This is a genomic window from Massilia sp. IC2-476 (genome assembly GCF_020707295.1).
In the GTDB taxonomy this organism is placed as follows: Bacteria; Pseudomonadota; Gammaproteobacteria; order Burkholderiales; family Burkholderiaceae_D; genus Telluria.
In genome coordinates, this window is record NZ_JAJFER010000003.1 from 619,754 (window position 1) to 636,992 (window position 17,239).

At 66.7% G+C, this 17,239-nt stretch carries 17 protein-coding genes; 14 read left to right on the plus strand and 3 right to left on the minus strand.

Annotated features, from left to right (window positions below; all coding sequences use genetic code 11):
- The first annotated feature begins 73 nt into the window (after positions 1 to 73).
- The 4 genes from LK539_RS11810 to LK539_RS11825 are packed head-to-tail and all read left to right on the plus strand — an operon-like array spanning position 74 to position 3,329.
- Positions 74 to 1,264 carry an acyl-CoA dehydrogenase family protein gene (locus tag LK539_RS11810; RefSeq protein ID WP_227801099.1) on the plus strand — a complete coding sequence of 397 codons (1,191 nt, stop codon included), beginning with the start codon at positions 74 to 76 and terminating at the stop codon, positions 1,262 to 1,264.
- An 11-nt stretch (positions 1,265 to 1,275) separates the two neighbouring features.
- On the plus strand, positions 1,276 to 2,415 hold the full coding sequence (locus LK539_RS11815; protein ID WP_227801100.1) for an acyl-CoA dehydrogenase family protein: 1,140 nt from the start codon (positions 1,276 to 1,278) through the stop codon (positions 2,413 to 2,415).
- 9 nt (positions 2,416 to 2,424) lie between these two features.
- Entirely contained in the window at positions 2,425 to 2,874 is a 450-nt protein-coding gene (locus tag LK539_RS11820; RefSeq protein ID WP_227801101.1) for a MaoC family dehydratase, read from the plus strand.
- A complete protein-coding gene (locus LK539_RS11825; RefSeq protein ID WP_227801102.1) occupies positions 2,871 to 3,329 on the plus strand; it encodes a MaoC family dehydratase in 459 nt (152 codons plus the stop codon). Before LK539_RS11820 ends, LK539_RS11825 begins: the two co-directional genes overlap by 4 nt.
- A 168-nt stretch (positions 3,330 to 3,497) precedes the next feature.
- Here the strand turns inward: LK539_RS11825 and LK539_RS11830 are convergent, their stop codons facing one another.
- The 3 genes from LK539_RS11830 to LK539_RS11840 form a co-directional block, all read right to left on the minus strand.
- Entirely contained in the window at positions 3,498 to 4,724 is a 1,227-nt protein-coding gene (locus tag LK539_RS11830) for an acyl-CoA dehydrogenase family protein (RefSeq protein ID WP_227801103.1), read from the minus strand.
- Positions 4,725 to 4,741: 17 nt separating this feature from the next.
- Positions 4,742 to 5,806, minus strand: coding sequence for a phosphotransferase (locus tag LK539_RS11835; RefSeq protein WP_227801104.1), 1,065 nt, complete (start codon positions 5,804 to 5,806; stop codon positions 4,742 to 4,744).
- 88 nt (positions 5,807 to 5,894) lie between these two features.
- On the minus strand, positions 5,895 to 6,608 hold the full coding sequence (locus tag LK539_RS11840; protein ID WP_227801105.1) for a histidine phosphatase family protein: 714 nt from the start codon (positions 6,606 to 6,608) through the stop codon (positions 5,895 to 5,897).
- Between the two features lie 146 nt (positions 6,609 to 6,754).
- Here LK539_RS11840 and LK539_RS11845 point away from each other — a divergent pair, with 146 nt between their 5' ends.
- The 10 genes from LK539_RS11845 (at position 6,755) to LK539_RS11890 (ending at position 17,204) form a co-directional block, all read left to right on the plus strand.
- The gene (locus tag LK539_RS11845; RefSeq protein ID WP_227801106.1) at positions 6,755 to 8,455 is read left to right on the plus strand and encodes a GspE/PulE family protein; all 1,701 of its coding nucleotides are present in this window, start codon (positions 6,755 to 6,757) and stop codon (positions 8,453 to 8,455) included.
- Positions 8,455 to 9,696, plus strand: coding sequence for a type II secretion system F family protein (locus LK539_RS11850; RefSeq protein WP_227801107.1), 1,242 nt, complete (start codon positions 8,455 to 8,457; stop codon positions 9,694 to 9,696). The genes LK539_RS11845 and LK539_RS11850 overlap by 1 nt, the downstream gene beginning before the upstream one ends.
- A gap of 271 nt (positions 9,697 to 9,967) precedes the next feature.
- Entirely contained in the window at positions 9,968 to 10,456 is a 489-nt protein-coding gene (locus LK539_RS24480) for a type II secretion system protein (RefSeq protein ID WP_307729102.1), read from the plus strand.
- 275 nt (positions 10,457 to 10,731) lie between these two features.
- A complete protein-coding gene (locus tag LK539_RS11860) occupies positions 10,732 to 11,667 on the plus strand; it encodes an agglutinin biogenesis protein MshI (protein WP_227801108.1) in 936 nt (311 codons plus the stop codon).
- A complete protein-coding gene (locus tag LK539_RS11865; protein ID WP_227801109.1) occupies positions 11,664 to 12,320 on the plus strand; it encodes a PilN domain-containing protein in 657 nt (218 codons plus the stop codon). Before LK539_RS11860 ends, LK539_RS11865 begins: the two co-directional genes overlap by 4 nt.
- Positions 12,317 to 13,078, plus strand: coding sequence for a type II secretion system protein GspM (gspM, locus tag LK539_RS11870; RefSeq protein WP_227801110.1), 762 nt, complete (start codon positions 12,317 to 12,319; stop codon positions 13,076 to 13,078). Before LK539_RS11865 ends, gspM begins: the two co-directional genes overlap by 4 nt.
- Positions 13,075 to 13,440: a hypothetical protein gene (locus LK539_RS11875; RefSeq protein ID WP_227801111.1), complete on the plus strand. Its 366-nt coding sequence runs from the start codon at positions 13,075 to 13,077 to the stop codon at positions 13,438 to 13,440. The genes gspM and LK539_RS11875 overlap by 4 nt, the downstream gene beginning before the upstream one ends.
- Before the next feature lie 22 nt (positions 13,441 to 13,462).
- The gene (gene mshL, locus LK539_RS11880) at positions 13,463 to 15,247 is read left to right on the plus strand and encodes a pilus (MSHA type) biogenesis protein MshL (protein WP_227801112.1); all 1,785 of its coding nucleotides are present in this window, start codon (positions 13,463 to 13,465) and stop codon (positions 15,245 to 15,247) included.
- Positions 15,247 to 16,137: an ExeA family protein gene (locus LK539_RS11885; RefSeq protein ID WP_227801113.1), complete on the plus strand. Its 891-nt coding sequence runs from the start codon at positions 15,247 to 15,249 to the stop codon at positions 16,135 to 16,137. The genes mshL and LK539_RS11885 overlap by 1 nt, the downstream gene beginning before the upstream one ends.
- A complete protein-coding gene (locus LK539_RS11890) occupies positions 16,134 to 17,204 on the plus strand; it encodes a lipopolysaccharide assembly protein LapB (RefSeq protein ID WP_227801114.1) in 1,071 nt (356 codons plus the stop codon). Before LK539_RS11885 ends, LK539_RS11890 begins: the two co-directional genes overlap by 4 nt.
- Positions 17,205 to 17,239 lie beyond the last annotated feature (35 nt).

Genomic DNA, 17,239 nt, shown 5'->3' on the forward strand with positions numbered 1-17,239 from the left:
AGGCAGCAAATCTGTCGGTTACAATCCTTGTGAACGACCGTGCTTTTTCAGGCGGCGATAACAAGGAGACGACATGGACCTGCACTACTCGGACGAGGACCTGGCCTTTCGCGACCAGGTCCGCGCCTTCCTCGATTCCCATCTTCCCAAAGACTTGCAAGCCAGGGTGCTTACGCATAAGCGGCTGAGCAAGGATGACTTCGTCCGCTGGCACAAGATCCTCGCCGCCCAAGGCTGGGTCGCACCCGGCTGGCCGGTCGAATTCGGCGGCCCGGGCTGGACCCCGGTGCAGCGCCACATCTTCGAGGAAGAGTGCGCCCGCGCCGGCACCCCGCGCGTCATGCCTTTCGGGATCGACATGGTCGCCCCCGTGATCATGGCCTTCGGCAGCCAGCAGCAGAAGGACCATTTCCTGCCGCGCATCCTGTCTTGCGAGGACTGGTGGTGCCAGGGCTATTCCGAGCCGGGTTCGGGCTCCGATCTGGCGTCCCTGAAAACCACGGCGGTCCGGGATGGCGACCATTACATCGTCAATGGCCAGAAAACCTGGACCACGCTGGCCCAGCATGCCGACATGATCTTCTGCCTGGTGCGCACCGACCCTTCCGTGCGCAAGCAGGAGGGCATTTCCTTCCTCCTCATCGACATGCACTCGCCGGGCGTGACGGTGCGTCCGATCATCATGCTCGACGAGGACCATGAAGTGAACGAAGTCTTCTTCGACAACGTGCGGGTGCCGGTGGCCAACCTGGTGGGCCAGGAAAACCGCGGCTGGACCTATGCCAAGTACCTGCTCGGCCACGAGCGCACGGGCATCGCCGCCGTCGGCCGCAGCAAGCGCGAACTGGCTTTCCTCAAGCGCCTGGCGCGGCGCGAGCAGAAGAACGGCCGCCCGCTGCTGGAAGACCCGCTGTTCGCGGCCAAGGTGGCCGACCTGGAGATCGAACTGATGGCGCTCGAGATGACGGTGCTGCGCGTGCTGGCCAAGGCGAACAAGGCGCCGGGCCCGGAAGCCTCGGTGCTGAAGGTGCGCGGCACCGACATCCAGCAGGCCCTGACCGAGCTGATGCTGGAGGCGGCCGGGCCGATGGCGCTGCCTTTTGACGCGGCCTTCCTGGAAGGCGAGCGTGAACACAGCATTGCCGGCGACGACGACGCCGCGCCGCTCGCGTCCTACTACTTCAACTACCGCAAGACCTCCATCTATGGGGGCTCGAACGAAATCCAGCGCAACATCATCACCCAGATGATCCTGGGCCTGTGAGGAGAACCCGAATGCATGTCGATTTCAAGGAAGAGCAGCTCCAGTTCGCCGACGCACTCAAGCGCTGGATCGCCCGCGACTACAGCTTCGAACAGCGCCGCGCCATCATCGGTTCCGAAGCGGGCACCTCAAGCGAGGCCTGGTCCACGCTGGCCGAGCTGGGCATGACGGCCTTGCCGGTGCCGGAAGCGCAGGGCGGCTTCGACGGCACCGCGGTGGACCTGTTCGTGGTGATGCAGGAGCTGGGCCGCGGCCTGGTGGTGGAACCGTATTTCGCCACCGTGCTGGGGGCGCAGTTCCTCAAGCTGGGCGGCGCACATGCGGCGCTGTTGGAACGGGTCGCCACGGGCGAATTGAAACTTGCCTGTGCCCTGGGCGAGCGCCAGTCACGCCACGAGCTGCGCGACATCGCCACGCGCGCCGAGCAGTCAGGTTCCGGCTGGCGCCTGTCGGGCGCCAAGAGCGCCGTGGTGCATGGCGCCGAGGCGGGCGTGCTGGTGGTATCGGCGCGCAGCGGTGGTGGCCAGCGCGACGAGGCGGGCATCACCCTGTTCGCGGTGCCGCTGGACGCGCCGGGCGTGCAGGTGACGGGCTACCGCACCCTTGACGGCCAACGCGCGGCCGAAGTGCGCTTCGATGGCGTCGAGCTGCCGCCGGATGCGGTCATCGGCCAGCCCGGCGCTGGCTGGGACATCCTCGATGCCTGCGCCGATTATGGCGCCGGCCTGCTGTGCGCGGAAGCGCTGGGCGCGATGGAAGCGCTGTTCGAGGCCACGCTCGAGTACCTCAAGACGCGCCAGCAGTTCGGCGTCCCGATCGGCAAGTTCCAGGCGTTGCAGCACCGCATGGCCGACATGTATATCCACCTGGAGCAGGCGCGTTCGATGGCGCTGCTGGCGGCGGTGCAGCTCGATGGCGGCGACATCGGCGAGCGGCGCCGGGTGGTGTCGGCGGCCAAATACCGGGTCGGCCAGGCCGCCCGCTTCATCGGCCAGCAGGCGGTGCAGCTGCATGGCGGCATGGGCGTGACCGACGAACTCGCAGCGGCGCATTACTTCAAGCGCTTGTCGATGATCGAGCTGACCCTGGGCGACCGCGACCACCACCTGGCGCGCTTCGTGGCGCAGCCGGGCTTCCAGCAGGCCGCATAAGGAGGCGCCATGACGCGTCAATGGTATTTCGAAGATTTTCACCCGGGTCAGGAGATCGACCTCGGCGAACGCCGTGTCACCGAGGAAGAGATCATTGCGTTTGCGCGCGAGTTCGATCCCCAGCCTTTTCATGTCGACCGCGAAGCGGCGGCAGCGTCGATCTACGGCGGGGTGATCGCCAGCGGCTGGCATACCTGCAGCATGATGATGCGGATGGTCGTGGATGGCCTGATGTGCAGCGCGTCCAGCATGGGCTCGCCGGGTCTGGACGGGGTGCGCTGGCTGCGCCCGCTGCGCGCCGGCGACACGCTCAGGGTGCGCTACCTGACCACCCAGGTCAAGGCGTCGAACTCCAGGCCCGACCGCGGCGTGGTGTGGTCGAAATGGGTCGCGACCAACCAGCATGGCGAGGAGATCTGCACGATCGAAGGCATGGGCATGTTCGGGAGGCGGCCATGAGCAGGACGATCGCCTTCGGCGAGCTGCCCACCCTGGTCGGGACTGAAGTCGCGGTCTCCCGTTGGTTCGACGTGGGGCAGGAGCGCATCAACCACTTTGCCGAGGCGACCGAGGACAGGCAGTGGATTCATGTGGACCCGGAGCGCTGCAAGCGCGAGTCGCCCTTCGGCGCGCCGGTGGCGCACGGCTTCCTGACGCTGTCGCTGCTGCCGGCGATGCTGGAGGATGCGATCACGATTGGCGGGATGCGCATGGGCCTCAACTACGGCTTGAACCGGGTACGCTTTCCGGCGCCCCTGCCGGCCGGTTCCAGGGTGCGCGGGCGCTGGCTGCTGGCCGCCTGCGAGGCGATCGAGGGCGGGGTGCAGCTGACCTGGAACGTGGCGATCGAGCCGGAGCGGAAGGGGGCGAAGCCGGTGTGCGTGGCCGAGTTCCTGATTCGGGCGTACGCCTGATGCCGCAAGGCTGGTAGGGTGGGCGGCTCGTAATTCGGGCCACCGGCCCGAATTACCCCACGCGGTCATCTATCGGCCGAACTGGGTTTGCAGAATTTAGTTCGGCAGTCGCGGCGTGGGCGTTCGTATTTCAGGCCACCGGCCTGAAATACCCCGCCCACCCTACAGTTATCTGGATGCGTACTTCGCCAGCTCCAGCTTCGCAATCGCGTTCCGATGCACCTCGTCCGGTCCATCCGCCAGGCGCAGGGTCCGGTTCCCCGCCCACTGGTAAGCCAGCGGAAACTCCTCGGACACCCCCGCTGCGCCGTGCGCCTGGATCGCCCAGTCCAGCACGTCCTGCGCCACGTTCGGCGCCAGCACCTTGATCATCGCGATCTCCGCCTGCGCCCCCTTGTTGCCGACCGTGTCCATCATATAGGCCGTCTTGAGCGTCAAGAGGCGCGCGGTGTCGATGCGGATACGGCTTTCCGCGATCCGTTCGCGCCACACGCCCTGTTCCGAGACCTTGCGTCCAAAAGCGACGCGGCTGTCGAGGCGCCGGCACATCAGTTCCAGCGCGCGCTCGGCCACGCCGATGGCGCGCATGCAGTGGTGGATCCGGCCCGGGCCCAGGCGGCCCTGGGCGATCTCGAAGCCGCGGCCTTCGCCCAGCAGCATGTTGGTGCTAGGGACGCGCACGTTCTCGAACAGGATCTCGCAATGGCCGTGCGGCGCGTCGTCGTAGCCGAACACCGGCAGCGGACGGACGATGGTGATGCCCGGGGTGTCGGCCGGCACCACGATCATCGACTGCTGCTGGTGGCGCGCCGCGTTCGGGTCGGTCTTGCCCATCACGATGAAGACCTTGCAGCGCGGGTCGCCGGCGCCGGAGATCCACCATTTGTGGCCATTGATCAGGTAATCGTCACCGTCGCGCTCGATGCGGGTGGCGATGTTGGTCGCGTCCGACGAGGCGACGTCCGGCTCGGTCATGGCGAACGCGGAGCGGATCTCGCCGCGCAGCAGCGGCTCCAGCCACGTGCGCTTGATGTCTTCCGACGCATAGCGCTCCAGGGTCTCCATGTTGCCGGTGTCGGGCGCCGAGCAGTTGAAGACTTCCGGCGCCCAGGGAACGCGGCCCATGATCTCGCACAGGGGCGCGTAGTCGAGGTTCGACAAACCTTCCGGCGCGCGCGTCGAGCGCGGCAGGAACAGGTTCCACAGGCCGGCGTCGCGCGCCAGCGGCTTGAGGCGCTCGATCAGTTCCAGCGGCAGCCAGCGCGTGCCCTTGTCGCGCGCGTTGGCCGCGATTTCGTCAACGAAGGCGCGTTCGTTGGGATAAATGTGATCAATCATGAAGGCGAGCAGGCGCGCCTGCAAATCCTTGCAGCGTTCCGAATAGGCGAAATCCATGGTGTGTCCTTGTCAGGTCAGCGGCTACGGGAGGCGAACTGCCAGGCCATCTCGGCCATCGGCCGCGCCGCCTTGCCGTTCTCCAGGGCCTGGGCGCTGGCGGCGGTGCCGTCCACGTAGCGCTTCATGATGCCCTGCATGATGCCGGCCAGGCGGAACATGTTGTAGGCCAGGTAGAAGTTGAAGTCGTCGAGCGAGATCGCCTTGCCCGTCCGTTCGCAGTAACGCGCGACATACTCCTCGAGAGATGGAATGCCAAGCGCCTTCAGGTCGAGTCCCCCGATGCCGCGGAAGCGCCCGGGCGGGATGTGCCAGCTCATGCAGTGGTACGAAAAGTCGGCCGCGGGATGACCCAGGGTCGACAGTTCCCAGTCCAGCACCGCCAGGATGCGCGGCTCGGTGGGATGGAAGATCATGTTGTCGAGGCGGTAGTCGCCGTGCACGATGCTGGTGTCGTCACCTGGCGGGATGTGCTGGGGCAGCCATTCGATCAGGCGGTCCATGGCCTCGATCGGTTCCGTCACGGAGGCCTGGTACTGCTTGGTCCAGCGCTCGATCTGGCGCGCGAAGTAGTTACCCGGCTTGCCGTAGTCGCCCAGCCCGATGGCCGCGTAATCGACCGTGTGCAGCTGCGCGATCACGCGGTTCTGTTCATCGTAGATGGCCGCGCGCTCGGCTTGCGACATGCCGGGAAGCGACTGGTCCCACAGCACCCGGCCTTCGACGCATTCCATCACGTAGAAGGCGCGCCCGATGATGGACTCGTCCACGCACAGCGCATACTGGCGCGGCACCGGGAAACCGGCGCCGTGCAGCGCGCTCATCACGCGGAATTCCCGGTCGATCGCATGGGCCGAAGGCAGCAGCTTGGCCGCCGGGCCAGGTTTGGTGCGCAGCACATAGCGCTGGCCACCGCTGGTGAGGCGGAAGGTGGGATTCGACTGGCCGCCCTTGAACTGCTCTACGTCCAGCGCTCCACCAGGGTAGCCGTCGACGTTCGCCGCCAGCCAGGCGCCAAGGGCCTCGACGTCGAAGCGCTGGCGTTCGGACACGGGTTTGGTGCCCATCATTTCTTCGTACATCGCGTCTCCATTCTTGTGTTTGTTCTTTATTCTAGCCCGATTCGCCAGAAAAATGTACGGGCGTGCTATTTCTTTTCGTGCGAAAGAATCAGCGCCCTTTGCGGTACTGCTCGAACAGCTGTTCCATGGTGGTGGTGCGGGCCTCCGGTTGCAGCGGCCCGGGCGGCACATAGTTGACGAAGCGGACCACCCAGTCGTTCGGATCATTCCCGACGTCGAGCGCATTGATGCAGCCGGCCGCTTGCGACAGGCCGCCCAGGAACAGGCGCTGGCCGGTGAGGGCGAGCGACAGGATGGCGCAGTTGACGCCGCCGTGCAGCACCAGCAGCACCGTATCCCAGTCGGGCAGGGCGCGCAGGCGGGCGATGGCCGGGTGCACCCGATCCATCATCTCGCCCACCGATTCCCCGCCCAGGAAGCGCTGGTCTTCCTCCACCACGCCCTCGAACGCCCCGGTGAAGGCGCGTCGCAGTTCCTGGGTCGGAATGGTGGACAGGCGCCCGCCGCGAATCTCGTGAAGGTCCGGCCAGGTATCCAGGGCGATCTCCTGGCCGCTGGCAGCCAGCACCCGGTTCGCCGTTTCCACGGTGCGCGGCAGTCCGGACACGATCACGCGGTCGAAACGCACGCCCGCTGCGCGGAAGGCGTGGCCGGCAGCATCGGCCTGGGCCTGGCCGGCAGGGTTCAGGGACACGGTCTCGGGCAGGAATGGTTTGCCGCTGTCGTCGAAATAGGTGACGCTGCCGTGCCGCATCAGGTAGACGCGGCGGCGAAGGCCAGGCTGGAGGCGCTGCTCGTTCATGGGCTTCCTTGTCGTTTTGTCTTGGCCATCTTACACGCGATGCCCTGATATCGAGGCGAATGCGCGACAGCGACTCATTCCAGTAGTCAATATTTGGTGGTTCTGGCATAAAATATTCGTTGCAACCTATAAAAAAAGGGATGTTCATGGCAAGGCCGGAAAAAATTCGCCTCGGCGAGGTGCTGATCCAGCAAAAGCTGCTCACCGAAGAGCAGCTGAACCAGGCGCTGGCGGCTCAGAAGAGCACCGGGCGCAAGCTGGGGCGGGTGTTCGTCGAGAACGGCTATGTGACCGAAGAGCAAATCTCGGGCGCGCTGGCGCGCCAGCTCAACATCCCCTACATCAACCTCAAGTTCTACAACATCAACGCCGAGCTGGTGCGCTTGCTGCCGGAAACGGCCGCGCGCCGCTTCCGCGCGCTGGTGCTGGAAGACCGCCGCGAGACCCTGCTGGTGGGCGTGTCCGACCCGACCGACCTGTTTGCCTACGACGAGATCGCGCGCCTCTTGAGGAAGCCGGTCGAGCTGGCGGTGGTCAACGAGACCGAAGTGCTGGGCGCGATCGACCGCATCTACCGCCGCACCGGCGAGATCACCGGCCTGGCGCGCGAGGTCGAGCAGGACCTGGGCGACGCCTCGATCGACTTCGGCGCGCTGGCCGCCAATCCCGGCCTGGAAGAGGCCCCGATCGTCAAGCTGCTGCAGTCGGTATTCGACGACGCGGCCCAGGTGCGCGCCTCGGACATCCATATCGAGCCGCAGGACGGCCGCCTGCAGATCCGCTTCCGCATCGACGGCGTGCTGCACCTGCAGACCGAAGCCGACATCAAGGTCGCCACCCCGCTGGCGCTGCGCCTCAAGCTCATGGCCGACCTCGACATCTCGGAAAAGCGCCTGCCGCAGGACGGCCGCTTCGCGGTCAAGGTGCGCAACCAGCGCATCGACGTGCGTATCTCGACCATGCCGACCCAGTACGGCGAATCGGTGGTCATGCGTCTGCTGAACCAGGGCGGCACCACGCTGCGCCTGGATGCGATCGGCATGCCGACCCGGATCATGGAGCGCTTCCGCACGCTGGTGCAGCGTCCCAACGGCCTTGTGCTGGTGACCGGCCCCACCGGCAGCGGCAAGACCACCACGCTGTACAGCGCCCTGTCCGAACTGAACTCGGTCGAGAAGAAGCTGATCACGGTCGAGGACCCGGTCGAATACCGCCTGAAGGGCATCAACCAGGTGCAGGTCAACGACAAGATCGAGCTCACTTTTGCGCGCGTGCTGCGCTCCGCGCTGCGTCAGGACCCGGACATCGTGCTGGTCGGCGAGATGCGCGACCAGGAAACCGCCCAGATCGGCCTGCGCGCCGCCATGACCGGCCACCTGGTGCTCTCGACCCTGCACACCAATGACGCTGCCTCGACTCCGCTGCGCCTGATGGACATGGGCGTGCCGCGCTACATGGTGGGCGGTTCGCTCCAGGCCGTGCTGGCGCAGCGCCTGGTGCGCGTGATCTGCGAGAGCTGCACCGAGCCCTATCGCCCGACCCCGGCCGAATTCACCTGGGTGCTGCAGGAACTGGGCGAGCACGCGGTGCAGACCCAGTTCTTCCACGGGCGCGGCTGCTCGCACTGCAACGGCACCGGGTTCCGCGGCCGTACCGGCGTGTATGAACTGCTGGAGATGACGCGCGCCGTCACCGACGCTGCCAACCATCCCGATCCGGCCTACTTCCTGAAGGTGGCGCAGGCCGAGATGGCGGGCGAGACGCTGCGCCGCCACGGTGTGAGCCTGGCAGTGCAGGGCAGGACCACCATCGCCGAGGCGATGCGCATCAGTAACCAGGTCGACTGATGCCGTATTTCGCGTACAAGGCGAGGAACGCCAGCGGCGAACTGCTGCAGGGGATCCTGGAAGCGGCCGATCCCGGCGCCGTGGCCGACCAGCTGTTCGGCAGCGGCGCCACGCCGATCGAGATCAACCCCAGCCGCAAGGGGCCGGCCTCGAAGGAGGGCAGCGATGGCCTGATGGCGCGTTTGACCGAAAAGAAGGTCACCTCGATGGACGTGCAGCTGTTCAGCCGCCAGATCTACACCTTGCTCAAGTCCGGCGTGCCGATCATGCGCGGCCTGGCGGGGCTGCAGGAATCCGCCATCAACAAATCCTTCGGCAAGGTGATCAAGGACCTGCGCGAGTCGCTCGACTCGGGCCGCGAGCTGTCGAGCGCGATGGGGCGCCACCCGAAGATCTTCAATCCCTTCTACCTGTCGATGGTGCGGGTGGGGGAGATGACCGGCCGCCTGGAAGAAGTCTTCCTGCGCCTGTTCGACCACCTCGAGTTCGACCGCGACATGCGCGAGCGGGTCAAGACGGCGCTGCGCTACCCGAGTTTCGTGGTGATCGCGATGATCATCGCCATGGTGATCGTGAACGTGTTCGTGATCCCCAGTTTTTCCAGCGTGTTCAAGCAGTTCGGCGCCGAGCTTCCCTTGATGACGCGCATCCTGCTGGGTACCTCGAACTTCACCGTCCAGTACTGGCCGCTGATGGCAGGCACGGCGGCCGGCGCGGTGGCGGGTTTCATCAAGTGGAGCAACACGGCCAAGGGCCGGCTGGCCTGGGACCAGTACAAGCTGCGCCTGCCGATCGCGGGCAAGATCATCCACAAGGCGACCATGGCGCGCTTCGCGCGCAGCTTCGCGCTGTCGCTGCGCAGCGGGGTGCCGATCGTGCAGGCCCTGACGGTGGTGTCGCAGACGGCGGACAACGCCTACCTCAGCATGCGCATCGAACAGATGCGCGACGGGGTCGAGCGCGGCGAAAGCATCCTGCGCACCTCGACCGCGGCCAACGTCTTCACCCCAATCGTGCTGCAGATGATCGCCGTCGGCGAGGAAACCGGCTCGCTCGATGAACTGATGGACGAGATCGCGCAGATGTACGAACGCGAAGTCGATTACGAGCTCAAGACCCTGTCGAGCCAGATCGAGCCGATCCTGATCACCTTCCTCGGCGTGATGGTGCTGATCCTAGCGCTCGGTATCTTCCTGCCGATCTGGGACCTCGGCAAGGCGGCGCTGCACTCGGCGAAATGAAGCCGCGCCGCCGGGCTGCTGGCCTGGACATCGGCGATGGTCAACATGATAAAAGAATCAATTTTTTGTTGCGTAGCGACACTTTTTGTTTCTATGACTCAAAATTGCCAAAGTTCAAGGTAGAATTGTTGCAGGAGCGCGATCCGACCGCTTTTGGGCGGAGAGAAGCTGCACAGGGCTGGTTTTCGATCAAGTTAATCGCCCCGCGTCCGATAACCACTAATAACCGAACTGCGGGACGTCCGCACCATTTCAAAACGGAGAGAGCTTCATGAACAAGAATTTCAAGGCGAGCAACCAGGGCGGCTTTACCCTGATCGAACTGATCGTCGTGATCGTCATCCTGGGTATCCTGGCCGCCACCGCGCTGCCGAAATTCGCGAACCTCGGCGGCGACGCCCGTGAAGCGAGCCTGCGCGCCGCCCGCGGCTCCCTGACCTCGACCGCTGCGATGGTGCACGCGGAAGCGCTGGTCAACAATATCAATACCGGTAACGTCTCGCTCGAAGGCACCAACGTCCCCCTGAACTTCGGCTACCCGTCGGTCACCTCGCTGGCCCAGGCACGCACCTTCGCTACCGCGGCCGGCCTGAGCGCGAACGACTACACCATCACCTTCGCCAACGGCGGCCTGACCATCTCGCCGGCTGGCGTGCGCGACGCCACCACCTGCTCGGTGGTCTACGTGCCGTCGGCAGCGCAAGACCGTGCACCGACCTACGTGACGCAGCCAGCCAACGGCAACTTCGTCTGCGACTAAGCTGTCCGTCCCGCCCCATGGGGCGGGATCGATCGACCGCCCTGTATTTCACGGCGCACTCCCGATTCCGGAGTCCTGCCTGAAAGCAGGGCGGTGTCGTTTTTGGATCCCTGCTCATTGCGAGATGGTTCGGCAACAGAAATTGTCGCAACGCCGACAAGGCCCTCAAATTCCGTGGTTTTCAAGCATTTTTCTGGGCTCATCGTCTGAGTCTTGAATATAATCAAGACTTTGCCGCGTAATTATTTCTCTGCTGACAGGAACTTTGCCGCTCGATGCGTTTTTTCAAGAAAGCCAGGAAAAAGGATGGGTGGTTGACCATTGCCGTGCAGCGTGACGGCGTGGCGGCTGCCAGCATCAAGCCGGTCAGCGAGGGCGGCAAGCCCTTCGTGCGCTTCGCCCGCTTCCTGCCGGGCCAGCCGGACGCCGTGCTGGAACAGGCTGGCCGCGAAGGCCAGGCCAATGCCTACCGCTGTGCGACCCTGCTGGGCGGCGGCGAATACCAGGTGATCAGCGTCGAAGCGCCCAACGTGCCGAAGGAAGAAATGCGCACCGCGATCCAGTGGCGCCTGAAGGATATGCTCGACTTCCCGGCAAGCGACGCCACGGTCGACGTGCTGGAAATTCCGCTCGACGGGGCAGCCCAGGGGCGGCCCCAATCGGTATTCGCCATCGCGGCGCGCAATAGCGTGATCCGGCCACGCCAGAAGCTGTTTCTGGACGCCAAGGTCGACCTGCGCGTCATCGATATCCCGGAAATGGCCCAGCGTAACATCTCGGCCCTGCTCGAGCCCGAGGGGCGCGGCGTGGCCATGCTGTCCTTCGGCGAGGATGGCGGCCTGTTGACCGTGTCCTACCGCGGCGAACTCTACCTGTCGCGGCGCTTCGACGTGACGCTCGAGCAGCTGCTGGAGCCGGACCATGAGCGCAAGCATGCCAGTTTCGACCGCATCACGCTGGAGCTGCAGCGCTCGCTCGACCACTTCGAGCGCCAGTTCTCCTTCATCAGCGTGTCCAAGCTGGTGCTGGCGCCCTCGAGCGTGACGGGACTGGACGAATACCTGTCGAGCAACCTGTACATGCCGGTCGAGACCCTCGACCTGGATACCGTGTTCGACCTGCAGCGTGTTCCCGAGCTGGCAGACAAGGCCGTGCAGCAGCGCTTTTTCCTGGCCCTGGGCGCAGCCTTGCGCGCGGTGGAGGCGGCATGACCCAGCGCGCCAGCGTGCAGCAGATCAACCTGTTCAACCCGGCCTTCCTGCCGCAGAAGAAGGTCGTGAGCGCGCCCATGATGGGCGTGTCGCTCCTCGTGCTCGTCGCCGGCATCGCCGTGATCGGCGCCGCCCTGCATGCGGCCACCGGACGCATGGAGCGCGAGCGCGACGCCGAAGCCGAGCGCCTCGTGCGCAAGCAGGCGCGCCTGGCGACGGTGAACGCGCAGTTCGCGCCGCGCACCAGGAGCGCCGGACTGGAGACCCAGATCGCGCAGGCCGAAGCGCAGCTGGCCGCGCTGCGCCACGTCTCCAGCGTGCTCGAGCGGGGCGAACTGGGCGACACCAGGGGCTTTGCCGGCTACTTCCAGGCCTTCGCGCGCCAGAGCGTCCCCGGCCTGTGGCTGACCGGCGTCAGCGTGGCCGGCGCCAACATCGGCATCAAGGGCCGCACCCTCGACCCGACCCTGGTGCCCGGCTATATCAACCGCCTCACCCAGGAGCCGCTCCTGCAGGGCAAATCCTTCGCCAGCCTGCAGATCGGCCAGGCCGCGAAGATCGAAGCGCCGGGGCCGGACGGCAAACCGCTAGCGTCGCCCGCACCCTACGTCGAGTTCAGCCTGCAGTCCGTCGTGGAGGCGCCGCGTCCATGAAGCAAAGGCTGATCCAGCTGGCGGCGCGCATCGACGCGCTCACCCTGCGCGAGCGGGTGCTGGCCTTCGCCGCCGCGGTGGCGGTGGTCTCGTTCATCGGCTACCAGCTGGTGCTGGCGCCAATCTACAAGCAACAGGAAGCGCTGCTCGAACAGATCCTCCAGGCGCGCAACGACATGATGGGCATCGATGCCGAGATCGCGGCCCGGGTGACGGCCTACCAGGTCGACCCGGACGCGCCGGCACAGGCGCGGCTGGAAGCGGTGAAGCAGGAATCGGCCCGCATCGGCGACGCGCTGCTGGCGATGCAGAACGGCCTGGTGGCGCCGGAGCGCATGGCGCCGCTGGTCGACGCCATCCTGCGCGCCAACGGCCGCCTGCAGCTGGTGTCGATGCGGACGCTGCCGGTGGAGACGATTTCCGGGCGCGCCGCGACCACCGCGGCGACCCCAGCACCGGCTGCCGCTCCCGCCGTGGCCGCGATTACCGCGGCGGCCGGCCTTGCGGCCGCGCCGGCGCCTGCGCCCGAACCTGCGCCGGACGCCGGCAAGCCCGCCGAGGTGCTGTACCGCCACGGCGTCGAAGTGACCGTGCGCGGCAACTATCTCGACATGGTCGATTACATGAGCGCGCTCGAAGCGATGCCGACCCGCCTGTTCTGGGGCAAGGCGCAGCTCGACGTGGAGGAATATCCGGCCTCCCGCCTGACGCTCACGCTCTATACCCTGAGCCTGGACCGGAACTGGATGAAGCTGTGAAGACTCTGACCGCAAGCACCCTGGCAGCCCTGATGCTGGCCTCCCTCGCTTCCCATGACGCCGGCGCCCAGGCGCTGCTCGATCCGACCCGTCCGCCGGCGTCGCTGGGCGCCCGCGCTGACGGCGCCGCCGCCGGCGATGGCCAGCCGCGCCTGCAATCGGTGCTGATCGGCCGCGGCGGACGCCAGGTCGCCGTGATCGACGGAGAGACCGTGCGCGTGGGCGACAGCTACAAGGGCGCGCGCGTGGCGCGCATGACCCAGACCGCGGTCGAGCTGGTGCGCGGCAGCGAACGCCAGGTGCTGCGCCTCGAGCCAGCGGCCGTCGAGTCGCCGGACCGCGGCATCACGCCTGCCAACTGAGCGGCCAACCGACGGAGACACGATGCGCACATCCTTCCTGATTCCCGCCGCGATCGCGTGCCTGCTGGCCGGCTGCCAGACCGGCGCGCGCCACGACGCCTACGACGCGGTCAAGCGCGAAATGGCCCGCGCCAACAGCCAGCCCGCCGCGGCGGCGCCGCTCGACGACGCCGTGGCCAACGCACTGCTGCCGCCCGCCAGCGCACTGGCGACCCAGCTGCCGAAGGCGCGTCCCGCGCTCGAGGAACGCTTCAATGTCAACTTCAACAACGTTCCGGCGCAGCAGTTCTTCCGCTCGATCGTGGCCGGCACCCGCTACAACATGCTGGTGCATCCGGACGTCAGCGGCAGCATCAGCGCCAACCTGAAGGACGTCACGCTGCAGGAAACCCTGGAAGCAGTGAAGGAGATGTACGGCTACGACTACCGCATCGACGGCACCCGCATCACGATCCGGCCGCTGACGATGCAGACCCGGATGTTCCATGTGAACTACCTGACGGCGCTGCGCCGCGGCACCTCGAACCTGCGGGTGAACTCGACCTCGGTGGGCGATGTCGGCAGCAATAACGGCAACAACCAGAACGGCGGCCAGAACGGGCAGAGCCCGCAAGGCAACGGCGGCAGCGACAGCAACCAGTTCGGCGGGGGCGGCGCCCAGATCCAGCGTACCGACGTGTCGACGACGTCGGTGAACGACTTCTGGGCCGACCTCAAGGCCGCGGTCGAGGCGATGGTCGGCTCGAAAGAGGGCGGCCGCAGCGTGGTGATCAGTCCGCAGTCGGGCGTGGTGGTGATCCGCGCCATGCCGGACGAGCTGCGCAACGTCGACATGTACCTGAAGGCGACCCAGCTGTCGGTGGACCGCCAGGTGATCCTGGAGGCCAAGATCCTCGAGGTCGAGCTGAACGACAGCTTCCAGAGCGGGATCAACTGGGCCTCGTTCGCCTCCTTCCGCGGTTCGCACGCCAACCGGGTCTCGGGCGGCTTGATCTCGCCGGGCGCCAACCTGGCGCCGCTGCCCTATAACGGCGGACAGCCGCCTGTCATCACCAACGGCAACGGCCTGAATGCGAGCACCGGCTTCTCGCTGTCGCAGGCGGCCAACGCGGCGGGATCGCTGTTCGGCTTCGCCTTCCAGACCAATAATTTCGCAGCCCTGATCTCCTTCCTGGAGTCGCAGGGCACCGTGCATGTCCTGTCCAGCCCGCGCGTAGCGGCAATGAACAACCAGAAGGCCGTGCTGAAGATCGGCACCGACGAGTTCTACGTCACCGGCGTCACCACCACGACCGACAGCACCGCGGCCGGCAGTTCGACCACGCCGAGCGTCACGCTGCAGCCCTTCTTTTCGGGCGTGGTGCTGGACGTGACGCCGCAGATCGACGACAAGGGCAACATCCTGCTGCATGTGCACCCTTCGGTCAGCCAGGTCACCACCGTCAACAAGGGCGTGAACCTGGGCAGCGCCGGCACCCTGAACCTGCCGCTCGCCGCCTCGTCGACGAGTGAACTGGACAGCATCGTGCGCGGCCAGAATGGCCGGGTGGTCGCCATCGGCGGCCTGATGCGCCAGGCCTCGACCGGCGACACCGACCAGCTGCCGGGCGCCGACAAGCTGCCGGTGCTGGGCGCGCTGTTCCGCAACAAGAACCGGGTCAACCAGAAGCGCGAGCTGGTGGTGCTGATCAAGCCGACCATCGTCGAAGGCGCCAACGACTGGAGCCAGGACCTGCTCGACACCCAGCGCCGCATCGACAGCCTCGACCCAGCCCAGCAGGGTGTCACGCGGACGGGCGGCCGGTAATGTACGCGCCACACTTCGGCCTGCGCGAGCTGCCGTTCGGGATCACCCCGGACACCAGCTTCTTCTTCGGCAGCCCGGGCTCGCAGGAAGCGCTCAACACGCTGCTGGTGGCCGCGCGCAGCGGCGAAGGCTTCATCAAGATCACGGGCGAGGTCGGGACCGGCAAGACCCTGCTGTGCCGCAAGTTCATGGCCACGCTGGGCGAGGGCTTCGTCACCGCCTACATCCCGAACCCCTACCTGGAGCCGCGCACCCTGATGCTGGCGCTCGCGGACGAGCTGGAGATCGTGCTCGAACGCGACGTCGACCAGCACCAGCTGCTCAAGGCCATCAACCTGCGCCTGCTCGAGCTGGCGGGCCAGGGGCTGCAGGTGGTGCTGTGCCTGGACGAGGCGCAGGCCATTCCCGTGGAAAGCCTGGAGGCGCTGCGCCTGCTCACCAATCTCGAGACCGAGAAAAGAAAGCTGCTGCAGATCGTCCTGTTCGGCCAGCCGGAACTGAACCGCAAACTGGAGCTGGAGCAGATCCGCCAGCTGGCCCAGCGCATCACCTTTCACTACCATCTCGGGCCGCTCTCGCGCGACGACCTGGATTACTATGTGGCGCATCGGCTGCGGGTGGCCGGCTTCACCGGCGCGCGCCTGTTCACGCGCACCGCGATCCGGCGCCTGTACAAGGCCAGCGGCGGCGTGCCGCGCCTGGTGAACATCTTGTCGCACAAGGCGCTGATGCTGGCCTATGGCCAGGGCAAGCAGCAGGTCGGGAGCGCACACGTGCTCACCGCGGCGCTCGACACCGTGGGCGCCAAGCGCCGCTACTGGCCGGGCCTGGCCGTCGGCGGCGTCCTGGCCGGCGCCGTGGCCGGCATTGCATGGGCGTTGGTACGATGAGTTTGATTAACAAGATGCTGCAGGACCTGGACGCCCGCGGCGGGCAGCCCGGGCCGGCCGCGGTGTCGCCCGAGATCAGGCCGGTACAGGCGCCCGAGCGCAGCTTCCCCTGGTTGCGCGTGGCGCTGCTGGGCGGCCTGGCCGTGGTGCTGGGTGGGTCCGGCTACCTGGCCTGGCGCATCCAGCAGACCACCGCGGTCGAGGTGCCGGTGGCAGCGGCGCCGGTAAGCGCGCCTGCACCTGCAGTGGCGCCCGCAGCGGCGCAGCCGGTACTGGCCGAAGCCGCGCCGGCGCCGGAGCCGATACAGGAGCCGGCGCAAGCGCAAGCCAAGCCTGCGCCGGCGCCGCCCATCCCGGCCGAACCGAAGAAGGCCGAGCGTCCTGTGAAGAAGGAAGCAGCGGCGCCGAAGCCGGTCGCAGTACGGCCGGAACCGGCAAAGCCAAAAGCCGCCACGCCGCTGAAAACCACACCTGCTGCTGCGGCAGGGCGCGTGGAGACGGCGGCCCAGCGCGCCGAGAATGCCTACCGGCGCGGCCTCGCCAGCCTGGAAGACGGCCGTGTCACCGAAGCCATGGGACACCTTCAGTCGGCATTGCGCGCCGACCCGCGCCACGAGGCCGCGCGCCAGACCCTGGTGTCGCTGCTGATCGAGGCCAGGCGCCCGGACGAGGCGATCCGCCAGCTGGGCGCCGCCCTGGCGCTCGATCCGCGCCAGCCGGCGATGGCCATGCTGCTGGCACGTTTGCAGCTCGAGCGCGGCAGTCCGGGCATCGACACCCTGATGCGCACCTTGCCCTATGCATCGGGCAACGGCGAATACCACGCTTTCCTGGCCGGCGCACTGCAGCGCGAGCAGCGCCATCGCGAGGCGGTCGAGCATTACACGGCCGCGCTGCGCACCGCGCCGCAGAATGGCGTGTGGTGGATGGGGCTGGGGATTTCGCTGCAGGCGGAGAAGCGCCATGCCGAGGCGGCGGATGCCTACCAGAAGGCGCAGGCCAGCGGGACGCTGTCGGCGGAGCTGCAGGGGTTTGTCGAGCGTAAGCTCAAGCAACTCGCGCGGTGATTGACGGCGTGGGCGGGAAACCCGCCCACCCTACG

Bases quoted from the DNA above. Each gene is read 5' to 3' on its own strand.
- LK539_RS11865 (WP_227801109.1), top strand. From the start codon at position 11,664: ATGACCCAGCGCGCCAGCGTGCAGCAGATCAACCTGTTCAACCCGGCC.
- mshL (WP_227801112.1), top strand. From the start codon at position 13,463: ATGCGCACATCCTTCCTGATTCCCGCCGCGATCGCGTGCCTGCTGGCC.
- LK539_RS11835 (WP_227801104.1), bottom strand. From the start codon at position 5,806: ATGTACGAAGAAATGATGGGCACCAAACCCGTGTCCGAACGCCAGCGC.
- LK539_RS11810 (WP_227801099.1), top strand. From the start codon at position 74: ATGGACCTGCACTACTCGGACGAGGACCTGGCCTTTCGCGACCAGGTC.
- LK539_RS11830 (WP_227801103.1), bottom strand. From the start codon at position 4,724: ATGGATTTCGCCTATTCGGAACGCTGCAAGGATTTGCAGGCGCGCCTG.
- gspM (WP_227801110.1), top strand. From the start codon at position 12,317: ATGAAGCAAAGGCTGATCCAGCTGGCGGCGCGCATCGACGCGCTCACC.
- LK539_RS11890 (WP_227801114.1), top strand. From the start codon at position 16,134: ATGAGTTTGATTAACAAGATGCTGCAGGACCTGGACGCCCGCGGCGGG.
- LK539_RS11850 (WP_227801107.1), top strand. From the start codon at position 8,455: ATGCCGTATTTCGCGTACAAGGCGAGGAACGCCAGCGGCGAACTGCTG.
- LK539_RS11825 (WP_227801102.1), top strand. From the start codon at position 2,871: ATGAGCAGGACGATCGCCTTCGGCGAGCTGCCCACCCTGGTCGGGACT.
- LK539_RS11815 (WP_227801100.1), top strand. From the start codon at position 1,276: ATGCATGTCGATTTCAAGGAAGAGCAGCTCCAGTTCGCCGACGCACTC.
- LK539_RS11840 (WP_227801105.1), bottom strand. From the start codon at position 6,608: ATGAACGAGCAGCGCCTCCAGCCTGGCCTTCGCCGCCGCGTCTACCTG.
- LK539_RS11885 (WP_227801113.1), top strand. From the start codon at position 15,247: ATGTACGCGCCACACTTCGGCCTGCGCGAGCTGCCGTTCGGGATCACC.
- LK539_RS11820 (WP_227801101.1), top strand. From the start codon at position 2,425: ATGACGCGTCAATGGTATTTCGAAGATTTTCACCCGGGTCAGGAGATC.
- LK539_RS11860 (WP_227801108.1), top strand. From the start codon at position 10,732: ATGCGTTTTTTCAAGAAAGCCAGGAAAAAGGATGGGTGGTTGACCATT.
- LK539_RS24480 (WP_307729102.1), top strand. From the start codon at position 9,968: ATGAACAAGAATTTCAAGGCGAGCAACCAGGGCGGCTTTACCCTGATC.
- LK539_RS11845 (WP_227801106.1), top strand. From the start codon at position 6,755: ATGGCAAGGCCGGAAAAAATTCGCCTCGGCGAGGTGCTGATCCAGCAA.